Below are 20,173 nucleotides of genomic sequence, written 5' to 3'. Positions count from 1 at the left end.
CGTTTTCGTTTAGAACACCCCCTAAGAACGCGACCGACTAGCGGATTTCGCCTGCCTGCGGCCCCCAGGTATCGGTGAGCGCGAAGCCATCGGCCAGCGGATCGAACGGGTCGAGCGCCACCTGGTGCAGACCGAAGGTCCAGCCGCGACCGGCAATGGTCGGGATGATCGCCTCGCGACCGGCAACAGTCGTGACCCCTTCGAGGCCCACTTCGAATTCCGAACCGATGATCGAGCGGGACTTCAGGACGTCACCGACCTTGACCTTGCCGCGCGCATGCAGCGTCGCAAGGTTGGCGGAGCTGCCCGTGCCGCAAGGCGAGCGGTCGACGCGGCCCGGCCACATCGTGGTGCAGGTGCGGATCGTGCCGTCAGCCTCGACATCGCGGAACATCACATAGGCGACGCCCTTGATCTCCGGGATTTCCGGATGAACGACGGGGATGGTGCGGTTGACGATGTCCTTCAGGATCATGCCGGCTTCGACGATCTCGCGGGCGTTCGCCTTGTCGATCGTGGTACCGATCTGGCCGACATCGACCAGGGCGTAGAAGATGCCGCCGTAGCAGAGATCGAGCTTGATCTTGCCCCACTTCGGCGTGTCGACCTCGACGTCGAGCTCATGCACGAAGGACGGCACCATCGTCAGCTTCACCTTTTCGCAGCGGCCGTCGCGGCAGGTGGCGGTCGCCTTGACGAGGCCGGAGGCAGTGTCGAGCATGACGACGGTCTCGGGTTCCTTCATCTCTATGATGCCGGATTCCAAGAGCGCGGTCGTGACGCAGATCGAGTTCGAGCCGGACATGGCATGGGCCTGGTCGGCCTGCAGGATGATGAAGCCGGCATCAGCTTCCGGCCGCTTCGGCGGCACCAAAAGGTTGACCGATCCGATCGAGCCGGAGCGCGGCTCCAGGCACAGGAACCGGCGCAGGCTGTCATCGACCGTGTTGATATGGTTGAGCTGCTCGGCGATCGAGTTGCCCGGGATCTTCGGCACGCCGCCGATCGCGACCTTGCCGATTTCACCCTCGCAATGAACGTCCAGCAACTGGATCGTGCGCTTCCACCGCATGCCGTTTCTCCAACGCGTTTGCCATAGCCTTAGCGGCGACCATGGCTGATATATCAGATGCGCCTGCATTACCGCTTTCCGCGGGCGCCCGCAAGAAAAACCGCGGGCCGCAGTTCGTCTGTCGAGCCCAAAGATGCGGCTTGACGCACGCCCGTCGGCGCGACAGCTTGGGCCAATCGGACGCAACCCTCTGGAACTCCATGACAAAGCTGATCATCTTCACCGACCTGCATATGGTGCCCGAGGGTACAACAATCATCGGCCTTGACCCCCATCAGCGGCTGGCCAACGGCATCGCGCATGTCAACCGCTACCATGCGGACGCAGACCGGGTGGTCTTCATGGGCGACCTCACCCACTACGCGGACCGCGCGTCCTACGAGCGCCTGAAGCGGCTCATCGATCAGCTTACGCCGCCGGTCGCCATCACCATCGGCAATCATGACCGGCGCGAGGTGTTCCGCGACGTCTTTGCCGATGCCGAGACCGACGAGAACGGCTTCGTGCAGCAGGCGATCGATTTTGCAGACTGCCGCGTCCTCCTGCTCGATACGCTGTTTGCCCCGCCCTATGATTATCCGACCAGCCATGCCGGCGTACTTTGCGCCAAGCGGCTCGCCTGGCTCGACCGGCAATTGGCCGATGCCGGCGACCGGCCGGTGCTCATCTTCATGCATCACCCGCCGCACAGGACCGGCTTTAGCGGCATGGACATGATCCGGCTCGCCAACGAGGCGGAGTTTTATGATCTCGTCAAACGGCACGGCAATGTCCGGCACATCTTCGCCGGCCATGTGCACCGCACGATCAGTGGTTCTTCCCGCGGCATTCCCTTCTCGGTCTTCAAGAGCCCGGTGCACCAGCAGCCGATGCCCTTCGACGCACCGGACGCGTCGCTGTCGGTCGACGAGCCGGCGGCCTATGGCATCGCTGTCGTGACCGCCGATGGCGTGCTGGTGCATACGGAGGACTACGAGATCGCTCGCCGGGATGCCGCCATCGCGTAAGGCCATTTCGAACGCACGGCCTTCATGCTAGTTTGACGGCATGACCGAACCCGTATCCCTCGACGAAAGCTTCGATTGCCAGAGCTGCGGCGCCTGCTGCGCCTATTCGGCCGACTGGCCGCGTTTCTCGCTGGAGACGGACGAGGAGCTCGACCTGATCCCGGCGGAGTATGTGTCCGCCGATCTCGGCGGCATGCGTTGCGAGGACGATCGCTGCTTGGCGCTCAACGGCAAGCTCGGCGACCATGTCGGCTGCAAGATCTACGCGATCCGACCGATCGTCTGTCGCACCTGCATGCCGGGCGATGACGAGTGCCTGATGGCCCGCGAGAAGCATTTCGGCAAGGCCGCATAACACCGGATCATCCGGCGATATTGCGAACATTCCGCATCCTCTGCGGCGCCGCGCGCGTGGGACGGTGAAACATTCCGCTAAAGATCAAATTTGCCGGATGGATGTACGGCGAAAGGAAGCGTATTTTCCGCCCACGATCGAGGGCGCGCCGCGCCTTCAAAACCGCTTCCCGGAGGATAGCGCTCGATGAGCCAGACACCGCTTCACAAGACCACTGCAGAGACCGGCGCGCCTCAGGCTCCGTTTGCCGAGTTCGCCCCGCCAGTCCGACCGCAGAGCACGCTGCGCCAGGCGATCACCGCCGCCTACCGCCGGCCGGAAACGGAAGCGCTGCCGGCACTGGTCGAAGCCGCAACGCTCGACGCCACCACCCGTGCGGCCGCCGCCAAGACGGCGCGCAAGCTGATCGAGGCGCTACGCGCCAAGCACAAGGGTTCGGGCGTCGAAGGCCTCGTGCAGGAATATTCGCTCTCCAGCCAGGAAGGCGTGGCGCTGATGTGCCTGGCCGAAGCGCTGCTGCGCATTCCGGACACCGCAACCCGTGACGCGCTGATCCGCGACAAGATCGCCGACGGCGACTGGAAGTCGCATATCGGCGGTGGCCGCTCGCTGTTCGTCAACGCCGCCACCTGGGGTCTCGTCGTCACCGGCAAGCTGACCTCAACCGTCAACGACCGCAGCCTTTCCGCCGCGCTCACCCGCCTGATCGCCCGCTGCGGCGAGCCGGTCATCCGCCGCGGCGTCGACATGGCAATGCGCATGATGGGCGAACAGTTCGTCACCGGCGAAACCATCGACGAGGCGCTGCGCCGTTCGCGCGCACTCGAGCAGAAGGGCTTCCGATATTCCTACGACATGCTCGGCGAAGCGGCGACGACGGCTGCCGACGCGGAGCGTTACTACCGTGACTACGAGCAGGCGATCCATGCCATCGGCAAGGCATCGGCCGGCCGCGGCATTTATGAAGGCCCCGGCATCTCGATCAAGCTTTCGGCGCTGCACCCGCGCTACGCCCGTTCGCAGGCGTCGCGTGTCATGGAAGAGCTTCTGCCGAAGGTGAAGGCGCTCGCCGTTATCGCCAAGAAATACGACATCGGCCTCAACATCGACGCCGAGGAAGCCGACCGTCTCGAACTTTCGCTCGACCTGCTCGAAGAACTCTGCCTCGACAAGGATCTCGCCGGCTGGGCCGGCATGGGCTTCGTCGTCCAGGCCTATGGCAAGCGCTGCCCATACGTGCTCGACTTCATCATCGACCTTGCGCGCCGCGCCGGCCGCCGCGTCATGGTGCGCCTCGTCAAGGGCGCCTACTGGGACGCCGAGATCAAGCGCGCGCAGCTCGACGGTCTCGAAGACTTCCCGGTCTATACCCGCAAGATCTACACCGACGTCTCCTACATCGCCTGCGCCAAGAAGCTGCTGGCCGCAACCGACGTGATCTTCCCGCAGTTCGCGACCCACAATGCGCAGTCGCTGGCGACCATCTACGAAATGGCCGGCAAGGACTTCAAGGTCGGCAAGTACGAGTTCCAGTGCCTGCACGGCATGGGCGAGCCGCTCTATGACGAGGTGGTCGGCAAGGGCAATCTCGACCGTCCCTGCCGGATCTACGCGCCGGTCGGCACGCACGAGACGCTGCTTGCCTATCTCGTTCGCCGCCTGCTCGAAAACGGTGCGAACTCCTCCTTCGTCAACCGCATCGCCGACCCGAAGGTCTCGGTCGACGAACTGATTGCCGATCCGGTCGAGATCGTGCGCGCGATGCCGGTCGTCGGCGCACCGCACGACCAGATCGCGCTGCCCGACAACCTCTTCGGCGACACGCGCCGCAACTCCGCCGGTCTCGACCTTTCGAACGAAGCCGGCCTGACCTCGCTGACCGCAGCGCTCCAGGCAAGTGCGACGGTTAACTGGAAGGCCGTTCCGCAGCTGGCAACGGGGCCTGCCTCCGGCGAAACCCGCGCCGTCGTCAACCCCGGCGACCACCGCGACGTGGTCGGCTCGGTCACCGAGGCATCGGAAGCCGACGCCCGCCAGGCAGCGACGCTTGCCGCCAAGGCCGCCGCGAGCTGGGCCGCCGTCTCGCCCGCCGAGCGCGCCGCCTGCCTTACCCGCGCTGCCGACCTGATGCAGGCGCGCATGCCAACCCTGCTCGGCCTCATCGCCCGCGAAGCCGGCAAGTCGCTGCCGAACGCCATTGCCGAAGTGCGCGAAGCGATCGACTTCCTACGCTACTACGCCGAACAGACGCGTCGCACGCTCGGCCCGGCTCACAAGGCGCTTGGTCCCATCGTCTGCATCAGCCCATGGAACTTCCCGCTGGCGATCTTCGCCGGCCAGATTGCCGCCGCGCTCGTCGCCGGCAACCCGGTGCTGGCGAAGCCCGCTGAAGAAACCCCGCTGATCGCCGCCGAAGGCGTGCGCATTCTGCACGAGGCCGGCATTCCCGCCGACGCGCTGCAGCTGCTCCCCGGCGACGGCCGCATCGGTGCGGCGCTCGTTGCCGCGCCTGAGATCGCCGGCGTGATGTTCACCGGCTCGACCGAAGTCGCCCGCCTGATCCAGGCGCAGCTTGCCGATCGACTGTCGCCCGCCGGCCGGCCGATCCCGCTGATTGCCGAAACCGGCGGCCAGAACGCCATGATCGTCGACAGCTCGGCACTTGCCGAACAGGTCGTCGGCGACGTCATCGCCTCGGCCTTCGACAGCGCCGGCCAGCGCTGCTCGGCGCTGCGTGTTCTCTGCCTGCAGGAAGACGTTGCCGACCGCACGCTTTCGATGCTGAAGGGTGCGCTGCATGAGCTCAAGATCGGCCGCACCGACCGGCTCTCGGTCGATGTCGGCCCTGTTATCACCGCTGAGGCCAAGGGCATCATCGAGAAGCACATCGATGCCATGCGCGGCCTCGGCCGCAAAGTCGAGCAGATCGGCCTTGCTTCCGGCACCGAACAGGGCACCTTCGTGCCGCCGACGATCATCGAGCTCGACAAGCTCTCGGACCTCAAGCGCGAAGTCTTCGGTCCGGTTCTGCACGTCATCCGCTACCGCCGCGACGATCTCGACCGGTTGATCGACGACATCAACGCCACCGGCTACGGCCTCACCTTCGGTCTGCACACGCGCCTCGACGAGACCATCGCCCACGTCACCTCGCGGGTGAAGGCGGGCAACCTCTACGTCAACCGCAACGTAATCGGCGCCGTCGTCGGCGTTCAGCCCTTCGGCGGACGTGGCCTCTCCGGCACCGGCCCGAAGGCTGGCGGCCCGCTCTATCTCGGCCGCCTCGTCGCCACCGCCCCGGTCCCGCCGCAGCACAGCTCGGTTCACACCGATCCTGTTCTGCTCGACTTTGCCAAGTGGCTCGACGGCAAGGGTAAAAAGGCGGAAGCCGAAGCCGCCCGCACCGCCGGCAGCAACTCGGCCCTCGGGCTTCACTCGGAACTTCCGGGCCCGGTCGGCGAGCGCAACCTCTATGCGCTGCATCCGCGTGGCCGCGTGCTGCTGGTTCCGACCACCGAAACCGGCCTCTACCACCAGCTGGGTGCCGCCCTTGCGACCGGCAACACCGTCGTCGTCGACGCGGCTTCCGGTCTGCATGCTTCGCTGAAGGATCTGCCGGCGAGCATCGCCGCACGCCTTTCCTGGTCGAAGGATTGGGCCGCCGACGGTCCGTTCGCAGGCGCGCTCGTCGAAGGTGACGGCGCCCGCGTGCGCGAAGTCAGCAAGACGATCGCCGGCCTTCCCGGCCCGCTCGTTCTCGTCCAGGCGGCTTCGAGCGAAGAGATCGTCAAGAACCCCGACGCCTATTGCCTGAACTGGCTGCTCGAGGAGGTCTCGACCTCGATCAACACGGCAGCGGCCGGCGGCAATGCCAGCCTGATGGCGATCGGCTGATCGGTTCCATATCTTGCGAAGCGCCCTCTCCCGTCGTGGGAGAGGGCTAAACTGACTGACATTTCACCAATAGGGCGTCCTCGCCCCTGCACTCGTTCCGGGACAACGGCGAAGTGTGTGCGGTCTCCATCGTGACCGCATCTACCAGAGCACAAGCTGCATCCACCGTGGCGCCGCCCCCAACAATCCGTTATCAGCGTCTGAGAAACGGAAGCAGCCATGTTCACCCTCAAGCGCATCGAAACGGCAAACCAGGACGTCAAGAAGAGCCGGTTTCTGGCCTTTGCCGCGCCCATTGCCGATGAGCAGGCGGCAAAAGACTTCCTCGCCTCCCACTCCGACCCCACCGCCAACCACAATTGCTGGGCTTGGCGCATCGGCCAGGCCTATCGCTTCAGCGACGACGGCGAGCCGAGCGGCACGGCCGGGAAACCGATCCTCGCGGCCATAGACGGCCAGGAGCTCGACCGCGTCGCGGTCGTGGTCCCCCGCTGGTTCGGCGGCATCCTGCTCGGCAGCGGCGGCCTGGTGCGCGCCTATGGCGGCACGGCGGCGCTGTGCCTCAGGGCGGCGGAAAAGATCGAGATGATCGAGACCGTGCGCGCCACCGTCGCCCTCGACTTTTCCGACATGGCGCTGATCAAGGCGCGGCTTCTCGCGCGCGATGTGGCGATCATCAATGAGAGCTTCACCGACAAGGGGCCCGTGCTGACGGTGGAGGTTCGCAAGGACGAGGCGGAGGCGATCCTCGCCATGGTCGTTGACCTCAGCCGCGGCAAGGCCGTGGTTTCGCTGGACGACTAGCCTCTGCCTCTTAGGTCCGAGAAACCCCATGACGCAGCACCGACCGTAACGAACGGGTCACTGCCGAAAAATGTGCGCGGTATCCTGCGCCACGTCCCGCGCTAATTTACTCGATCCGAACAGTCATATTAGAAGCGCCCCAGCCAGCGTATGATCCGCGACGCACAAACAGGAGACAGCACGATGAAGACGAGAGTTCTTGGCAAGACCGGCGCAACCATATCCGAAATCGGCTTCGGCGCCTGGCAAATTGGCGGCTCCTGGGGCGATGTCAGCGAGGCAGACGGCAAGCGCGCGCTCAATGCCGCGCTCGATGCTGGCGTCACCTTCGTTGACACCGCCGATGTCTATGGCGACGGCCGCTCCGAAAAGATCATTGCAGCGGTGTTGAAGGAGCGCGGGGGCGACAAGCCCTTCGTCGCAACCAAAGCCGGCCGCCGGCTGAGCCCGCATGTTACCGAAGGCTATACTGGCGAAAACATCGAGGCCTTCATTGACCGCAGCCTTTCAAATCTCGGCGTCGAGACGCTCGATCTGGTGCAGCTACATTGCCCGCCGACCGAGGTCTACTATAGGCCGGAACTGTTCGGCGCGCTCGACCGGCTCGTTGCAAGGGCAAGATCCGCCACTATGGCGTCTCAGTCGAAAAAGTAGAGGAAGCGCTGAAGGCGATCGGATATCCCGGCGTTGCGACCGTGCAGATCATCTACAACATCTTCCGCCAGCGTCCGCACGAGCTGTTCTTCGCGGAAGCGCAGAAAAAGAATGTTGGCGTCATCGTGCGCGTGCCGCTCGCCTCGGGGCTGCTTTCCGGCAAGATCAGCAAGGATACCGCATTCGCAGCCGACGACCACCGCAACTTCAACCGCCATGGCGAAGCCTTCGATGTCGGCGAGACTTTTGCCGGTGTGCCGTTCGAGGCGGCGCTGGAAGCCGTCGAGCAGCTTCGCCCGCTGGTGCCCGAGGGCGTGCCGATGGCGCAGTTTGCGCTCCGCTGGATCCTCGAGCAGCAGGCGGTCTCCGTGGTGATCCCGGGCGCCCGCAATGAGGCTCAGGCGCAATCCAACGCCGCTGCCAGCGCGCTTGCCGCCATCGACGACGAGACCAAGGCGGCGATTGCCGCGGTTTACGCGCGGCTGGTGAAGGTTCATGTTCATGATCGCTGGTAACTGACGCCTCACCGACGGGGCGACCAAGGGGGCAGCGACATGAGCGATCCCTTCGATCTGCAGCGGTTCGTCACCGCACAGGACCGCGTCTATGCCGCGGTCCTCGATGAACTCGCGCACGGCCAAAAGCGAACGCACTGGATGTGGTTCGTCTTTCCGCAGCTTGCTGGCCTTGGCCATTCGGCAATGGCAGAGCGCTATGCGATATCCGGGCTCGGCGAAGCGTCGGCCTATCTCGCCCATCCGGTGCTCGGCCCCAGGCTGCGCGAATGCACCGAGCGGACCAATGCGGTTACGGGCAGATCGGCCCACGACATTTTCTCCAGCCCCGATGACATGAAGTTCCGGTCATCGATGACCCTGTTTGCCGAGGTCGAGAAAGACGGGGGGCCGTTCGGAGCGGCGCTTGCGCGCTATTTCGCGGGAGAGAAGGATCGGCGCACTATGGAAATCCTGGCGCAACGGCATTGATGCCGGCGTTCAAGCGCTCAAGATGCGCGTTTCGGCGACCGTCAGAGGTTGGGCGTCGAATGGATCAGGAAGAACAGGATCATGAAGGCACAAACCGAAAGGCCAGCAACAATCACCAGCAGTTCTTTCATCATATAGCGATACATCGGCACCTCCTTTCTTCAGCGGCCCCTTCCTCCTTCATATAGGAAGCCGAGGGACCGATTTTCACACTTCGGCGTCAAAAGATCGTGAACCCGCCCGCGCTTTCGTGATCGGATTCTTGATCGTTGCAGCCCGGCTCATTGCCGCCGCGACACCGCGCGCGAGCAGTGTAAATCATTATATACTAACATATATTATTGTCTCCTAATCCTTTCGAGGGTCAGCGTTGCCGGAGCTCCCGCTGACGCGCGCGAAACAAGCGGCACGACAGCCATTGACGAATGGTAGATTGCCTTCTAAATCTACACCCAACGTCAGCTTTAGATAGGTGCCGGATTGTCGTCGCTCATGCAAATTGGGGAACTGTCGGAACGGGCCGGCGTCAGCCACCGCACGATCCATTACTACGAGCGGCTGGGCCTGGTGAAGCCGGCCGAGCGCGAAGGGGCCGGCTACCGATACTATGACGAGACCGCCGCGAAACGACTGGAGAAGATCGCGGCGCTGAAACGTCTCGGTCTCAGCCTCGACGAGATCGCCGCTGTCATCGACCTCTATTTCGAGGATGCAAGCGGCATCCGGGGCAAGGAGCGCGTGCTGGAAATCCTGCAAGCCCAACTCGACAAGACGAACGCCCAACTCGACGAACTCTCTGCATTCAAACGGGACCTCGAAAACAACATCGCCCGCATGCACGGGCTGATCTCCGAGGCGCGGCAAAAGTAAGCGCGGCACCAATTGGATTTGGCATATGCTTAATCTACACTTGACGTCAGGTTACGCTAATAGGTTCACTTGCCCTACTGGCTCGGCCCGCGCCGACTCCGCTTCCGTTGTCGGCAGCGTCAGCTTCTTGAGCGCTCTCCTTGGCGATCCGCGATCGCAGGGCTCGATCTCATGACGACACTTGAAGGATGTGAGAGGCGCGTCGCGAAACGCAAGGTCGCGACGCGCGACCCAAGTGGCGATCCGGAAGAACCGGATCTAGACATCATCTATGTCTTTGAAAAGAATGGCGCACCCGAAGAGATTCGAACTCCTGACCCCCAGATTCGTAGTCTGGTGCTCTATCCAGCTGAGCTACGGGTGCTTTTGCCTGAAGCGGTCGAACCGCTTGCGTGAGCGGTTCTCTAAAGGGTCCTTTCGGGGATTGCAAGCGCCGTTCTGTAAAAAATTTCATTTTTACGACGGCACGCCCGCTTTGCTGTGGACCGAGGCAACCGCGCCGGCGCTGAACCCGCTGGAAAGTAAGGGGTGCCGCCGCAGGACCTGGCTGCGAAAAATAATTGAAGGGTGCCACCTCCGCCGCCCATGCGCCAGACGAGCCGCGCGCGGTGGTCGGTCAGACCCCGCCCAAATATGGAATCACCAACGGCTCCGGCTCGACACTCAAGAGGGTGAATGTGCGGCGCTAATGGCGGAACTTCGAACGGAAGGCGTCGAGCGGCACCGGCCGGTCGGGCAGCTCGATGCGAAACAGCGTGCCCGGCGTCGGCTTTTCGACGAGCGCGATCGTGCCGCCATGGGCCAACACCAGTTCGCGCGCGATCGCCAGCCCAAGCCCCGTGCCTCCGGAGCGCGCCGAGCCGCGGAAAGCGGCGAACAGGTTTTCCCGCGCCTTGGGCGGCATGCCGGGCCCGGTATCATCCACGGAAATGGTGACGACGCTGCCGATGCGCATGGCGGAAACGGCAACGGTGCGTGGGCGGCCATCCTCCGGCTCGTGATTGGTCAGCGCCTGCACGGCGTTGCGGCAGATGTTGTGCACCACCCGGAAGAGCTGCTCGCTGTCGGCGTCGACCTCGAGGTCGTCCTGCATCTGGATCTGGAAATCGATGCCGGATTGCGGATCGATCGCCAGCAATTCGGCGACATCGGAGACCAGCGGTTTCAGCGCAACGAAGCGTCGATGCGGCTCGGCCTCGGTCGTGCGACCGTAGGACAGGACCTCGCGGGTGTAGCCGACGGCGCGGTCGATGGTGCGCAGCAGGGTCGGCGCGAAGCGCTTGACCACCGGGTCGTCCACGTCGGCCAGGCGGTCGGAAATCAACTGCGCCGAGGACAGGATGTTGCGCATGTCGTGGTTGATCTTCGACACGGCGAGCCCGAGTTCGGCCAGGCTCTTCTGCTGCTTCAGCGTCTTTTGCAGCTCGCGCTGCATGCTGGCGAGATGCTGCCCGGCGACGGCGAGTTCGTCGTGCCCCTGCGGCGGCACGAGCACGCGGGCCGGATCGGCCGGATCGTTGGAAAACTCCTGCATGTTGGCCGTCATGCGCCGGATCGGCGCAATCAGCATGCGGTTGATGGCCAGGAAGATCAGCGCCGCGGTGATCAGCGAAATGATCAGCGACAGGACAAAGACGTTGCGCGAGTAGACGAGCATGGCCTTGCGCAGGCTCGCATCCTTCATCAGGAGCTCGATCGTCGCATCGCTTTCGCCGAGCGGCCCATAGACGCGGATCACGCGGTCGCCGCCGAAGAGCAGCGTATCGAAAGCATCGCGGATGGCTGCGACGGCTGTGGAATTGGCGACGTCGTACTCGCCCTGGATCTCAAGCGGCATGTCGGTGAGCGCGATCATGCGCGAGGCGTCTTTGCGCCGGATGACGATCGCCTTCGTGCCGGTCGCCATCAGCGTGTCCTTCTGGACGCTGCGCGGCAGTTCGACATTCTGCAGACCATCGACGACGACGGCAGCAGCGGCTGCCGTATTCAGCCGATCCTCGAGCCAGCGAATGCGCATGGTGGCAACCGACGGCGCGAAGATCAGCACTTCCGCCAGCATGACGAAGACAATGGTCAAGAGCAGCAGCTTGCCGGATAGGCCGCGGAAAAACCCGGCACTGGTTCTCAATGCCTCGCCTGCCATCGCCGGACGTGTTTCTTCCGCCATGCCTTACAAACTTTCCTGCCCGTCAACCAAAACGCCTGGGACCCCGTATGAACATCCGGGCCATGGGGCATCGCGCCTGGGGCGCATAATAGGAGATGGCCACCGTTTTTCCAATCGCAGACGGACCTTAGAGGGTGCGGCATAGGCGCGGCTGTCTCTTCGTCTCGTGCCGTCGATCATGACAAAGGATCGCGTCCCGCCCATTTTTCTCCCCTTGCATCGCCGAAGCAAATTTCGGCGCGCCGCCGCCTCGGCTCGACCTACCTGCACAGAATTGGCATCGGTGTAAGTCACCCAGGGAACAGTTCGAGTGGCGGTCCTTGCCGACGACAAGGACAGCCGTGCGGCCTGATCGAGGGCAAGCCTGGAAGGCTCACGAAACAGAAAGCCCGCGGCACCTTATGGCACCGCGGGCTCCAATCACTTGGCGAGGCAATTCGCCGATCAGAACTCTTCCCAATCGTCCTTGGCAACCGCCGCAGCGGAGCCGCCGCCGCCAAACGCGCGGGCGACGTTGCCCATCATGCGCCGGGCGGGCGATGCGACCGGCTGGGCCGTCTCCCGAGCCACGGCGATCGGCCGGGCGGCAACATTGTCGACCTTGAAGTAGGCGATCAGGCTCGCGAGATTGTTGGCTTCGCCGGAGAGCTTGTGGGTTGCGGCATTCGCCTCTTCCACCATGGCGGCGTTCTGCTGGGTCACCTGGTCCATCTGGTTGACGGCAGTGCTGACTTCGCTGAGGCCCGTCGACTGTTCGCGCGCGGCCGTCGCGATCGAGTGGATGTGGTCGTTGATTTTCAGGACCCGTTCCTCGATCTCGCCAAGTGCCGAACCGGTCTCCTGTACCAGGCGGACGCCGGTTGCCACTTCGCTGCCCGACTTCGAGATCAGCGACTTGATGTCCTTGGCGGCACTTGCGGCACGCTGGGCGAGCTCACGCACTTCCTGCGCGACGACCGCGAAGCCCTTGCCCGCATCGCCGGCACGGGCTGCCTCGACGCCGGCGTTCAGCGCCAGCAGGTTGGTCTGGAAGGCGATTTCGTCGATCACGTTGGTGATCTGACCGATTTCGCTCGAGGCCTGCTCGATGCGGCCCATGGCGTCGACGGCGTTGCGCACGACGGCCGCCGACTGCGCGGCACTGTGCTTGGCTTCGTTGACCATGACGGTCGCTTCCTGCGCCCGCTCGGTGGAGCTCTTGACCGCAACCGTGATCTGGTCGAGCGCTGCAGACGTTTCCTCAAGGGCTGCGGCCTGCTGCTCCGTCCGCTTCGACAGATCGTCGGCGGCCGAACGCAGCTCGGACGAATTGCCGTTGATCGAGTCGGTGGTCACACGGACCTCGCGCAGCGTCTTTTGCAGCGTGGAAAGGGTTTCGTTGACGTTCTTCTGCAGCTCGGCGAAGGCACCCTGATAATGGCCGTTCATGCTCTGGGTCAGGTCGCCGGCCGCAAGGCTCGCAATCACCCGGCGGGTTTCGGCGATGCCGGCATCGACGCTGCCGACCAGCTCGTTGACGCTGCCAGCAAAGCGGTTGAGGTCGTCGTTCTCGTAGTCCTTGCCGATGCGCTTGGTGAAATCACCGGCGGCAGCGGCCGCAACAACGACGCCGATGCTCGACTGCAGGTCGGCGCTCTTTTCACGCAGTACCGCTTCCTGCGCGTTGAGGTCGCGTACGGCCAGGCCGTTCTGCTTGAAGACCTGAACGGCTTCTGCCATTTCGCCAATCTCGTCCTTGCGGCCCACGAAGGGCACGTCCGCGGTGAGATCGCCGCCAGCCAGTTGCTTCATCTTGCCGGTCAACTCGAGGATCGGACGGCTCAAATGGTTCGTGGCGATGTAGAAGGCCGCTCCAATGCCGGCGATGAGGCCAAGGCCGGCGATAGCAAGAATCGTGATGATCACGCTGCGCTCGAAGGTGGCAACGTCAGCCGTCACGACTTCAAGCGTCTTCAGGTTGATGTCGACGACGCCGTCGATCTGCTCCTGGAACGCCTTGCGGTTGGCGCGATTGGCGTCGGTATTGCCCTGCTCGTTGCCAGCCTGCGGTGAAACTTCTTCGCCAAGCCGCGCCGTCTCGACGCGGAAGGTCCTGAATTCCGCGGCGCGGGCGACCAGCGTGTCGAAGGACGCTTTGGTGTCGGCGGGGATCAGCGGGCGCCAATCGGCGAGCAGCGTGTCGATCTTGTCGAGATTCTTGCGAATGCCCTCGGCAAAGGGCTTGGCCTTCTCGATGGTCGGGGCGGCATAGATGCCACGCGATTCCATGACGACCGCGGTCACCAGACGATTGAGGCGTTCCGCGTAGAAGGCGCGCTTCGCCACGTTCTCGTACTGGTGGAACTTTTCGTTGTATTTACTGACAGCAACCAGCGACATGCCGGTCACCGCAACCGCCAGCACGCTCATGATGCCGACAATTAGATTGATCTTACCGCGTATTTTCATCCCGACCTCCACGGAGTGACGAGAGCTTCCGATTATCGGACATGCCGCCGCCCCATATGCACCGGAGGGACCCTAAAATAGGCGTGGTTAATAAAGCTCGTCGCCCTCGACCGGCATTCTGGGGAGATCCAGTTAGGGCTCCATTTACCAATCTCGGCTAGTTGGCCTTCCTTTTCGCGGCCCGACGGATCGCCTTTGGCGGGTGCGCCGGCGGTTTTTGCGGTGCTGTCGCCACTGAATCGCCGCCCGCAATTGACTTTCCGGGAAAATTCCCCTTATAAGCCGCGCACGTCCGGTCAAGCCCTCCTGCCCGAAATGGCGGAGCCATGTCCGATAACGTAAACGCTCCTTGCTACACGCAAACCCAAGAAGGGCCGCACACCGCGGTATTAAATAAATGAAGCGTACCTACCAACCGTCCAAGCTTGTCCGCAAGCGTCGCCACGGCTTCCGTTCGCGTATGGCTACCAAGGGTGGCCAGAAGGTCCTCTCGGCCCGCCGGGCCCGTGGCCGCAAGCGTCTTTCGGCTTAAGCCGAAGTTGCCCGAAACCAGTGTCCGGGCACATGACGTCAGATAAAGACAAAACGACTGTCGGGCGGCTGAAAAGCCGTCCGCAGTTTTTGGCCGTTCGGGCCGGAGAAGGCCGCAGAGGCCCCTTGTTTCTCCTCGAAGTGCTCGACCGCAACGATCCGGAAGGCGAAGCCCGCGTCGGCTTCACCGTCACCAAGAAACACGGCAATGCCGTCGAGCGAAACCGGATGCGCCGACGCCTGAAAGAGGCGGTGCGGCTTTCCGCCGGGTTTGCAATGAAACCCGGACACGACTATGTGATTGTCGCCCGACGCGAACTCCTGAATGCTCCCTTCGACGCCTTGACCCGGGGCCTTCACGAGCGCATCGAAAACAAGCCGAAACAGAAGCGGCCGCCGGCCGGTTCCAGGAAACTATGATGGAAAAAAACCGCAACTATTTCGTGGCGATTGGCCTGTCCGTGCTGATCCTCATTGCCTGGCAGTTCCTTTACGTCAATCCGAAGATGGAAAAGGAACGCATCGCTGCGGAAGCGCTGCAGGCCCAGCAGGCGCAATCGCAGTCGGCAACGCCGACTCAAGCGACGCCGGGCCAGGCTCTGCCGGGCGGCGGCGCGATCCCGGGCGCCGGTGAAAACCGCGACCAGGCGATTGCCAAATCGGCCCGCGTTGCGATCGACACGCCGGCGCTTTCCGGCTCCATCAACCTGACCGGTGCCCGCTTCGACGACCTGAAACTCAAGGAATACCGCGAGACGGTCGATCCGAAGAGCCCGGTCATCACCCTCTTCAGCCCGGCCGAAACGGTCGACGGCTACTTCGCCGAAATTGGCTATGTCGGCAGCGACGCAACCGGCACCGTGCCCGGCCCGCAGACCGTCTGGACGCTTTCGGGCGGCGACAAGCTGACCGCGGCGACCCCGGTGACGCTGACCTTCACCAACGAGAAGGGCATCACCTTCAACCGCACCATCTCGGTTGACGAACATTACATGTTCCAGGTGGTCGACAGCATCAAGAACGGTGCAGCCGAGCCGCTCAGCCTTTCCTCCTACGGCCGCGTGACCCGCTTCAACAAGCCGACGACGCCGAGCGTCTACGTACTTCATGAAGGCTTCATCGGCGTGCTCGGCGAGCATGGCCTGCAGGAACTGAAGTACGGCAAGATCGAGGACGAAAAGTCGGTCGAGCCGGGCAAGGCAACCGGCGGCTGGCTCGGCATTACTGACAAGTACTGGGCAGCGGCGATCGTTCCGCCGCAGGCAACCCCCTACGACACGCGCTTCACGCACTTCACCGACGGTCGCGCGCGCTACCAGAGCGACTACAAGAGCGACGCCATCACGGTCGCGCCCGGTCAGTCCTCGGAAATCAAGAACCTCGTGTTTGCCGGCGCCAAGGAAGTTCCTGTCGTCGACAACTATGAAGTGGCCTACTCGATCCCCAACTTCGACAAGCTGATCGACTGGGGCTGGTTCTACTTCATCACCAAGCCGATGTTCAAAATGATGGATTTCTTCTTCCGTCTGTTCGGCAACTTCGGCATCGCGATCCTGATCACCACGATCGTCGTCAAGGGTCTGTTCTTCCCGCTTGCCAACAAGCAGTACGCATCGATGGCGAACATGAAGAAGGTTCAGCCGAAGATGGAGGAACTGAAGAAGAAGTTCGGCGACGACCGCATGGGGCTGCAGCAGGCGATGATGCAGCTCTACAAGGAAGAGAAGATCAACCCGCTGGCAGGCTGCTGGCCGATCCTCATCCAGATCCCGGTGTTCTTCGCGCTCTACAAGGTGATCTACATCACCATCGAGATGCGCCACGCGCCGTTCTTCGGCTGGATCCACGATCTGTCGGCGCCGGATCCGACGACGATCGTCAACCTCTTCGGCCTCTTGCCGTTCGACGGTCCGGCCTTCCTGCACCTCGGCGTCTGGCCGCTGATCATGGGCGTTACCATGTTCGTGCAGATGCGCATGAACCCGACGCCGCCGGATCCGACCCAGGCGATGCTGTTCACCTGGATGCCCGTGGTCTTCACCTTCATGCTGGCCTCCTTCCCGGCCGGTCTCGTGATCTACTGGGCCTGGAACAACACGCTTTCGGTGCTGCAGCAGTCGATCATCATGAAGCGCCAGGGCGTGAAGATCGAGCTCTTCGATAATCTGAAGGGCCTGTTCTCGAAGAAGCCCAAACCGGCGGAATGACGCCTGCCGGTACCACAATCGCAGAGCCCCGGACTTCGGTCCGGGGCTTTTTTGTTTCCACGCCGCGGCGCGACACGCGGATGGCGTTGACGCGGACGTGCGGTCCGGGCATCTGGCGTTATTGAAATCAGCGCGCCCCTGCTCCAGGACAATTTATCATGACCGACCCGTCGGCCACCTCCGCCCCGTTCGCCGCCAACGAGAAGCTTGGCGCCCTGCTCGTCTTCGGCTCGGCCTTCTTCTGGAGCTTTGGCGGCGCGATTGCGCGGTTCCTGCACATTTCCGACAGCTGGACGATCGTCTTCTGGCGCTGCCTGTTTGCCGGCCTGTTCCTGCTCGCCTTCATGCTGGTGCGTGACGGACCGCGCGGCACGGTGGCCCTGTTCAAGGGCATGGGCTGGCCGGGCATCGCCGTCGGGCTCTGTTTCACCATCGCCTCGACCTCCTTCATCATTGCGATCTCCTACACGACGATCGCCAATGTCGTTCTGCTCGGCGCCGGGGTGCCGCTGTTTGCGGCGCTGATGAGCTGGGTGCTGTTTCGCGAGCGGGTCTCGCGCTTCACCTGGGGCGCGATCACCGCGGTCATCTTCGGCGTCGGGATCATGGTCTCGGAAAGCCTGACGGGAACAATGTCACCGGTCGGCGATGCGCTGGCGCTGCTGATCCCCGTCGTCTTCGCGCTGGCAACCGTCATTACCCGCCGATACCCGCATGTGCGCATGACGCCGGCGACCTGCTTCGGCTGCTTTGCCGCAAGCGGCATTGCCGCCAGTCAGTCCTCGGGCCTGGCGGTGACTGGAGGCGAGCTCGCGCTGCTCTTCGTCTTCGGCGCCTTCAACCTAGGGCTTGGCATGGCGCTCTTCGTGACCGGTGCCCGGCTGGTGCCCTCGGCGCTGGCCGCGCTGCTCGGGACGGCGGAAACGGTGCTGGGGCCGCTCTGGGTCGCGATCATCCATGGCGAGGTGCCGAGCAGCCGGACGATCGTCGGCGGCACCTTCGTTCTCCTGGCGCTGCTGGCCTACCTGCTCAACGAATTCCGGCGGACGCAAACCATCCCCACACGGCCGGTCCGCACGCCGACGCCTTGACATCCACGGCCAAAACCTTGAAGCCAAGGACTTTCTCGATGAAGGACCGACCGCCGATGGCCGATACCAGACCCAAAGACGACAAGCCGTTGTTCGGCCGGCCGTGGATTTTCATTCGCGGCGTCCCCGCCATGAAATTCCTGCCGCCGGAAGGACCGGCCGAGATTGCCTTTGCCGGTCGCTCGAACGTCGGCAAGTCGTCGTTGATCAACGCCCTGGTCGGCCACAAGGGTCTGGCAAGAACCTCCAACACCCCGGGCCGCACGCAGGAACTCAACTACTTCGTACCGGATGGATTTTCCGGCGAGGCCGACGACCTGCCGCCGATGGCGCTCGTCGACATGCCCGGTTACGGCTATGCCCAGGCGCCGAAGGAACAGGTCGATGCCTGGACAAAACTGGTCTTCGACTACCTGCGCGGCCGCTCGACGCTGAAGCGCGTCTACGTGCTGATCGACAGCCGCCACGGCATCAAGAAGAACGACGATGAGGTGCTCGACCTGCTCGACAAGGCAGCCGTCTCCTATCAGCTTGTGCTGACCAAGACCGACAAGATCAAGGCCGCCGGCGTGCCGCGGCTGATCGCCGAGACGCTCGAAAAGATCAAGAAGCATCCCGCCGCCTTCCCGGAAGTCCTCGCAACTTCCTCGGAAAAGGGCGAAGGGCTCGAAGAGCTGCGGGCGGCGATCGGCACTGCGATCGCGCGCTAAAGGGCTGCAGGGCATCCGGCATCGCGCGGAGAGCACGGGCCCCCATGCGAAATCGATGTCTTTGATCTCTGTCACTACCCCGACATGCAATCCGCTCTATCTCTGCGTTGCGTCCAGAACGGTGGCGCGGCCAGAGATAGGAGTGAGACATGTCCGATTTGATCGTTGTCGGGTTCGATTCCCCCGAGGAGGCTGACAGGGTTCTGGTCCGGCTCGCCGGGCTGAAGAAGGAATATCTGATCGACCTCGAGGATGCGGTGGTCGTCGTGCGCGACACCGAAGGCAAGGTCCACCTCAAGCAGAGCCTCAACCTGACCGCCGTCGGCGCCACCTCGGGCCTGCTCTCCGGCTCGCTCTGGGGCGGCCTGGTCGGCCTCCTGTTCCTCAATCCGCTGGCAGGCTTTGCAATCGGCGGTGCGCTCGGCGCGGGTGCCGGCGCCCTCTCGGGCTCGCTCAGCGACTACGGTATCGACGACGAATTCATCAAGTCGCTCGGCAACACCATCCCGAACAATTCCTCCGCTCTGTTCATCCTGGTGCGCAAGGTTCAGCCGGAAAAGGTTCTCGCCGAATTCCCCGACCTGCGCGGCCGCGTGCTGAAAACGTCGCTTTCGCCCGAACAGGAGCAGAAGCTGCAGGCAGCGCTCTCCGGCACAACAGCGGCTGCACCGCCCGCCGGCGCCTAATCGTCCGGCTGGCTTATCGAGACAGCACGAAGGCGAGCGCCAGGCCATTGATGCAATGGCGCTTGCCGGTCGGTGGCGGGCCATCGTCGAAGATGTGACCGAGGTGGCCGCCGCAACGGCGGCAATGGCATTCCGTACGGGTCATGAGCAGCGAATTGTCTTCCCATGTCGCCACGGCATTGGGGAGCGATTGCCAGAAGCTCGGCCAGCCCGTGCCACTGTCGTACTTCGCCTCGGACGAATAGAGCGGCAGTGCACAACCTGCGCATTGGAAGGTGCCCTTGCGCTTCTCGTGGTTAAGCGCGCTTGTAAAGGGACGCTCCGTGTCCTCGTGCCGAAGGATCCGGTACTGGTCGTCGGTGAGGGCTGCCCGCCATTCGGCATCAGATTTGACGACCTCGAAGGGCTCCATTCCCGCTGCCCATGCAAGTGGCGTGAGCCCGCGCAACGCGAATGCTGCGGCCAATGCCGTGCCTGCCATCAGGAAGACGCGCCGGCTGATCATGCTAACCTCCCACTTGGCCCAAAGCGCGTCACGATCATTCGCGCGGTGCGCTGTACGTTGTCGATTTGTCGGATGTCGCGATAGACGATACCGCCCGGACACACCCGCTGCAAAACAATGCCGTTCAAAGCATCGTGACGCGGTGAAGGGCCATCGGTCATACGACCGATGGCAAGCGCCAGGCCG

Annotated in this window: 16 protein-coding genes, 1 tRNA gene and 1 pseudogene; 13 read left to right on the top strand and 5 right to left on the bottom strand. The window is 63.4% G+C overall.

Annotated features, from left to right (window positions below):
* Positions 1–37: 37 nt before the first annotated feature.
* Positions 38–1,072: a proline racemase family protein gene (locus ASD01_RS13375; protein WP_034797259.1), complete on the bottom strand. Its 1,035-nt coding sequence runs from the start codon at positions 1,070–1,072 to the stop codon at positions 38–40.
* 200 nt (positions 1,073–1,272) lie between these two features.
* Here ASD01_RS13375 and spdA point away from each other — a divergent pair, with 200 nt between their 5' ends.
* The 7 genes and pseudogenes from spdA to ASD01_RS13340 all read left to right on the top strand — a co-directional run bounded on the left by spdA (position 1,273) and on the right by ASD01_RS13340 (position 9,642).
* A complete protein-coding gene (gene spdA, locus ASD01_RS13370) occupies positions 1,273–2,079 on the top strand; it encodes a 2', 3'cyclic nucleotide phosphodiesterase SpdA (RefSeq protein WP_034797261.1) in 807 nt (268 codons plus the stop codon).
* Between the two features lie 40 nt (positions 2,080–2,119).
* Positions 2,120–2,434, top strand: coding sequence for a YkgJ family cysteine cluster protein (locus ASD01_RS13365; RefSeq protein ID WP_034797263.1), 315 nt, complete (start codon positions 2,120–2,122; stop codon positions 2,432–2,434).
* 186 nt (positions 2,435–2,620) lie between these two features.
* On the top strand, positions 2,621–6,328 hold the full coding sequence (putA, locus tag ASD01_RS13360; RefSeq protein ID WP_034797273.1) for a trifunctional transcriptional regulator/proline dehydrogenase/L-glutamate gamma-semialdehyde dehydrogenase: 3,708 nt from the start codon (positions 2,621–2,623) through the stop codon (positions 6,326–6,328).
* A 219-nt stretch (positions 6,329–6,547) separates the two neighbouring features.
* Complete coding sequence (locus ASD01_RS13355; protein ID WP_034797276.1) at positions 6,548–7,132, top strand: IMPACT family protein; 585 nt, start codon at positions 6,548–6,550, stop codon at positions 7,130–7,132.
* A 183-nt stretch (positions 7,133–7,315) separates the two neighbouring features.
* Positions 7,316–8,301, top strand: a pseudogene (locus ASD01_RS13350) (aldo/keto reductase).
* A gap of 39 nt (positions 8,302–8,340) precedes the next feature.
* Positions 8,341–8,772, top strand: coding sequence for a DUF1810 domain-containing protein (locus tag ASD01_RS13345; protein WP_034797283.1), 432 nt, complete (start codon positions 8,341–8,343; stop codon positions 8,770–8,772).
* A 492-nt stretch (positions 8,773–9,264) separates the two neighbouring features.
* Entirely contained in the window at positions 9,265–9,642 is a 378-nt protein-coding gene (locus ASD01_RS13340) for a MerR family transcriptional regulator (RefSeq protein WP_034797291.1), read from the top strand.
* Between the two features lie 287 nt (positions 9,643–9,929).
* Here ASD01_RS13340 and ASD01_RS13335 read toward each other — a convergent pair.
* The 3 genes from ASD01_RS13335 to ASD01_RS13325 all read right to left on the bottom strand — a co-directional run bounded on the left by ASD01_RS13335 (position 9,930) and on the right by ASD01_RS13325 (position 14,257).
* Positions 9,930–10,006: transfer RNA gene (locus ASD01_RS13335), tRNA-Arg, on the bottom strand.
* A gap of 321 nt (positions 10,007–10,327) precedes the next feature.
* Positions 10,328–11,809 (bottom strand): sensor histidine kinase, encoded by a 1,482-nt coding sequence (locus tag ASD01_RS13330; protein ID WP_034797295.1) that lies wholly within the window; start codon positions 11,807–11,809, stop codon positions 10,328–10,330.
* 444 nt (positions 11,810–12,253) lie between these two features.
* Entirely contained in the window at positions 12,254–14,257 is a 2,004-nt protein-coding gene (locus tag ASD01_RS13325; protein WP_034797297.1) for a methyl-accepting chemotaxis protein, read from the bottom strand.
* A 397-nt stretch (positions 14,258–14,654) separates the two neighbouring features.
* Between ASD01_RS13325 and rpmH the strand changes: the two genes are divergently transcribed.
* The 6 genes from rpmH to ASD01_RS13300 all read left to right on the top strand — a co-directional run bounded on the left by rpmH (position 14,655) and on the right by ASD01_RS13300 (position 19,482).
* Positions 14,655–14,789 carry a 50S ribosomal protein L34 gene (gene rpmH, locus ASD01_RS34700; RefSeq protein WP_060519824.1) on the top strand — a complete coding sequence of 45 codons (135 nt, stop codon included), beginning with the start codon at positions 14,655–14,657 and terminating at the stop codon, positions 14,787–14,789.
* Between the two features lie 20 nt (positions 14,790–14,809).
* The gene (gene rnpA, locus ASD01_RS13320) at positions 14,810–15,208 is read left to right on the top strand and encodes a ribonuclease P protein component (RefSeq protein ID WP_034797300.1); all 399 of its coding nucleotides are present in this window, start codon (positions 14,810–14,812) and stop codon (positions 15,206–15,208) included.
* A complete protein-coding gene (gene yidC / locus ASD01_RS13315; RefSeq protein WP_034797302.1) occupies positions 15,208–16,995 on the top strand; it encodes a membrane protein insertase YidC in 1,788 nt (595 codons plus the stop codon). The genes rnpA and yidC overlap by 1 nt, the downstream gene beginning before the upstream one ends.
* A gap of 158 nt (positions 16,996–17,153) precedes the next feature.
* Positions 17,154–18,086 carry a DMT family transporter gene (locus ASD01_RS13310; protein WP_034797305.1) on the top strand — a complete coding sequence of 311 codons (933 nt, stop codon included), beginning with the start codon at positions 17,154–17,156 and terminating at the stop codon, positions 18,084–18,086.
* 56 nt (positions 18,087–18,142) lie between these two features.
* Entirely contained in the window at positions 18,143–18,796 is a 654-nt protein-coding gene (yihA, locus tag ASD01_RS13305; protein ID WP_034797613.1) for a ribosome biogenesis GTP-binding protein YihA/YsxC, read from the top strand.
* 149 nt (positions 18,797–18,945) lie between these two features.
* Entirely contained in the window at positions 18,946–19,482 is a 537-nt protein-coding gene (locus ASD01_RS13300) for a DUF1269 domain-containing protein (RefSeq protein ID WP_034797308.1), read from the top strand.
* 13 nt (positions 19,483–19,495) lie between these two features.
* On the opposite strand, the gene msrB is transcribed toward ASD01_RS13300, so the two are convergent.
* Positions 19,496–19,987 carry a peptide-methionine (R)-S-oxide reductase MsrB gene (gene msrB, locus ASD01_RS13295; protein ID WP_060529508.1) on the bottom strand — a complete coding sequence of 164 codons (492 nt, stop codon included), beginning with the start codon at positions 19,985–19,987 and terminating at the stop codon, positions 19,496–19,498.
* Between the last annotated feature and the right edge of the window lie 186 nt (positions 19,988–20,173).

This window comes from Ensifer sp. Root423, assembly GCF_001426275.1.
Lineage (GTDB): Bacteria > Pseudomonadota > Alphaproteobacteria > Rhizobiales > Rhizobiaceae > Ensifer > Ensifer adhaerens.
Note: the sequence above shows the minus strand (reverse complement) of the source record. Positions and strands in the feature narration are given on the sequence as shown.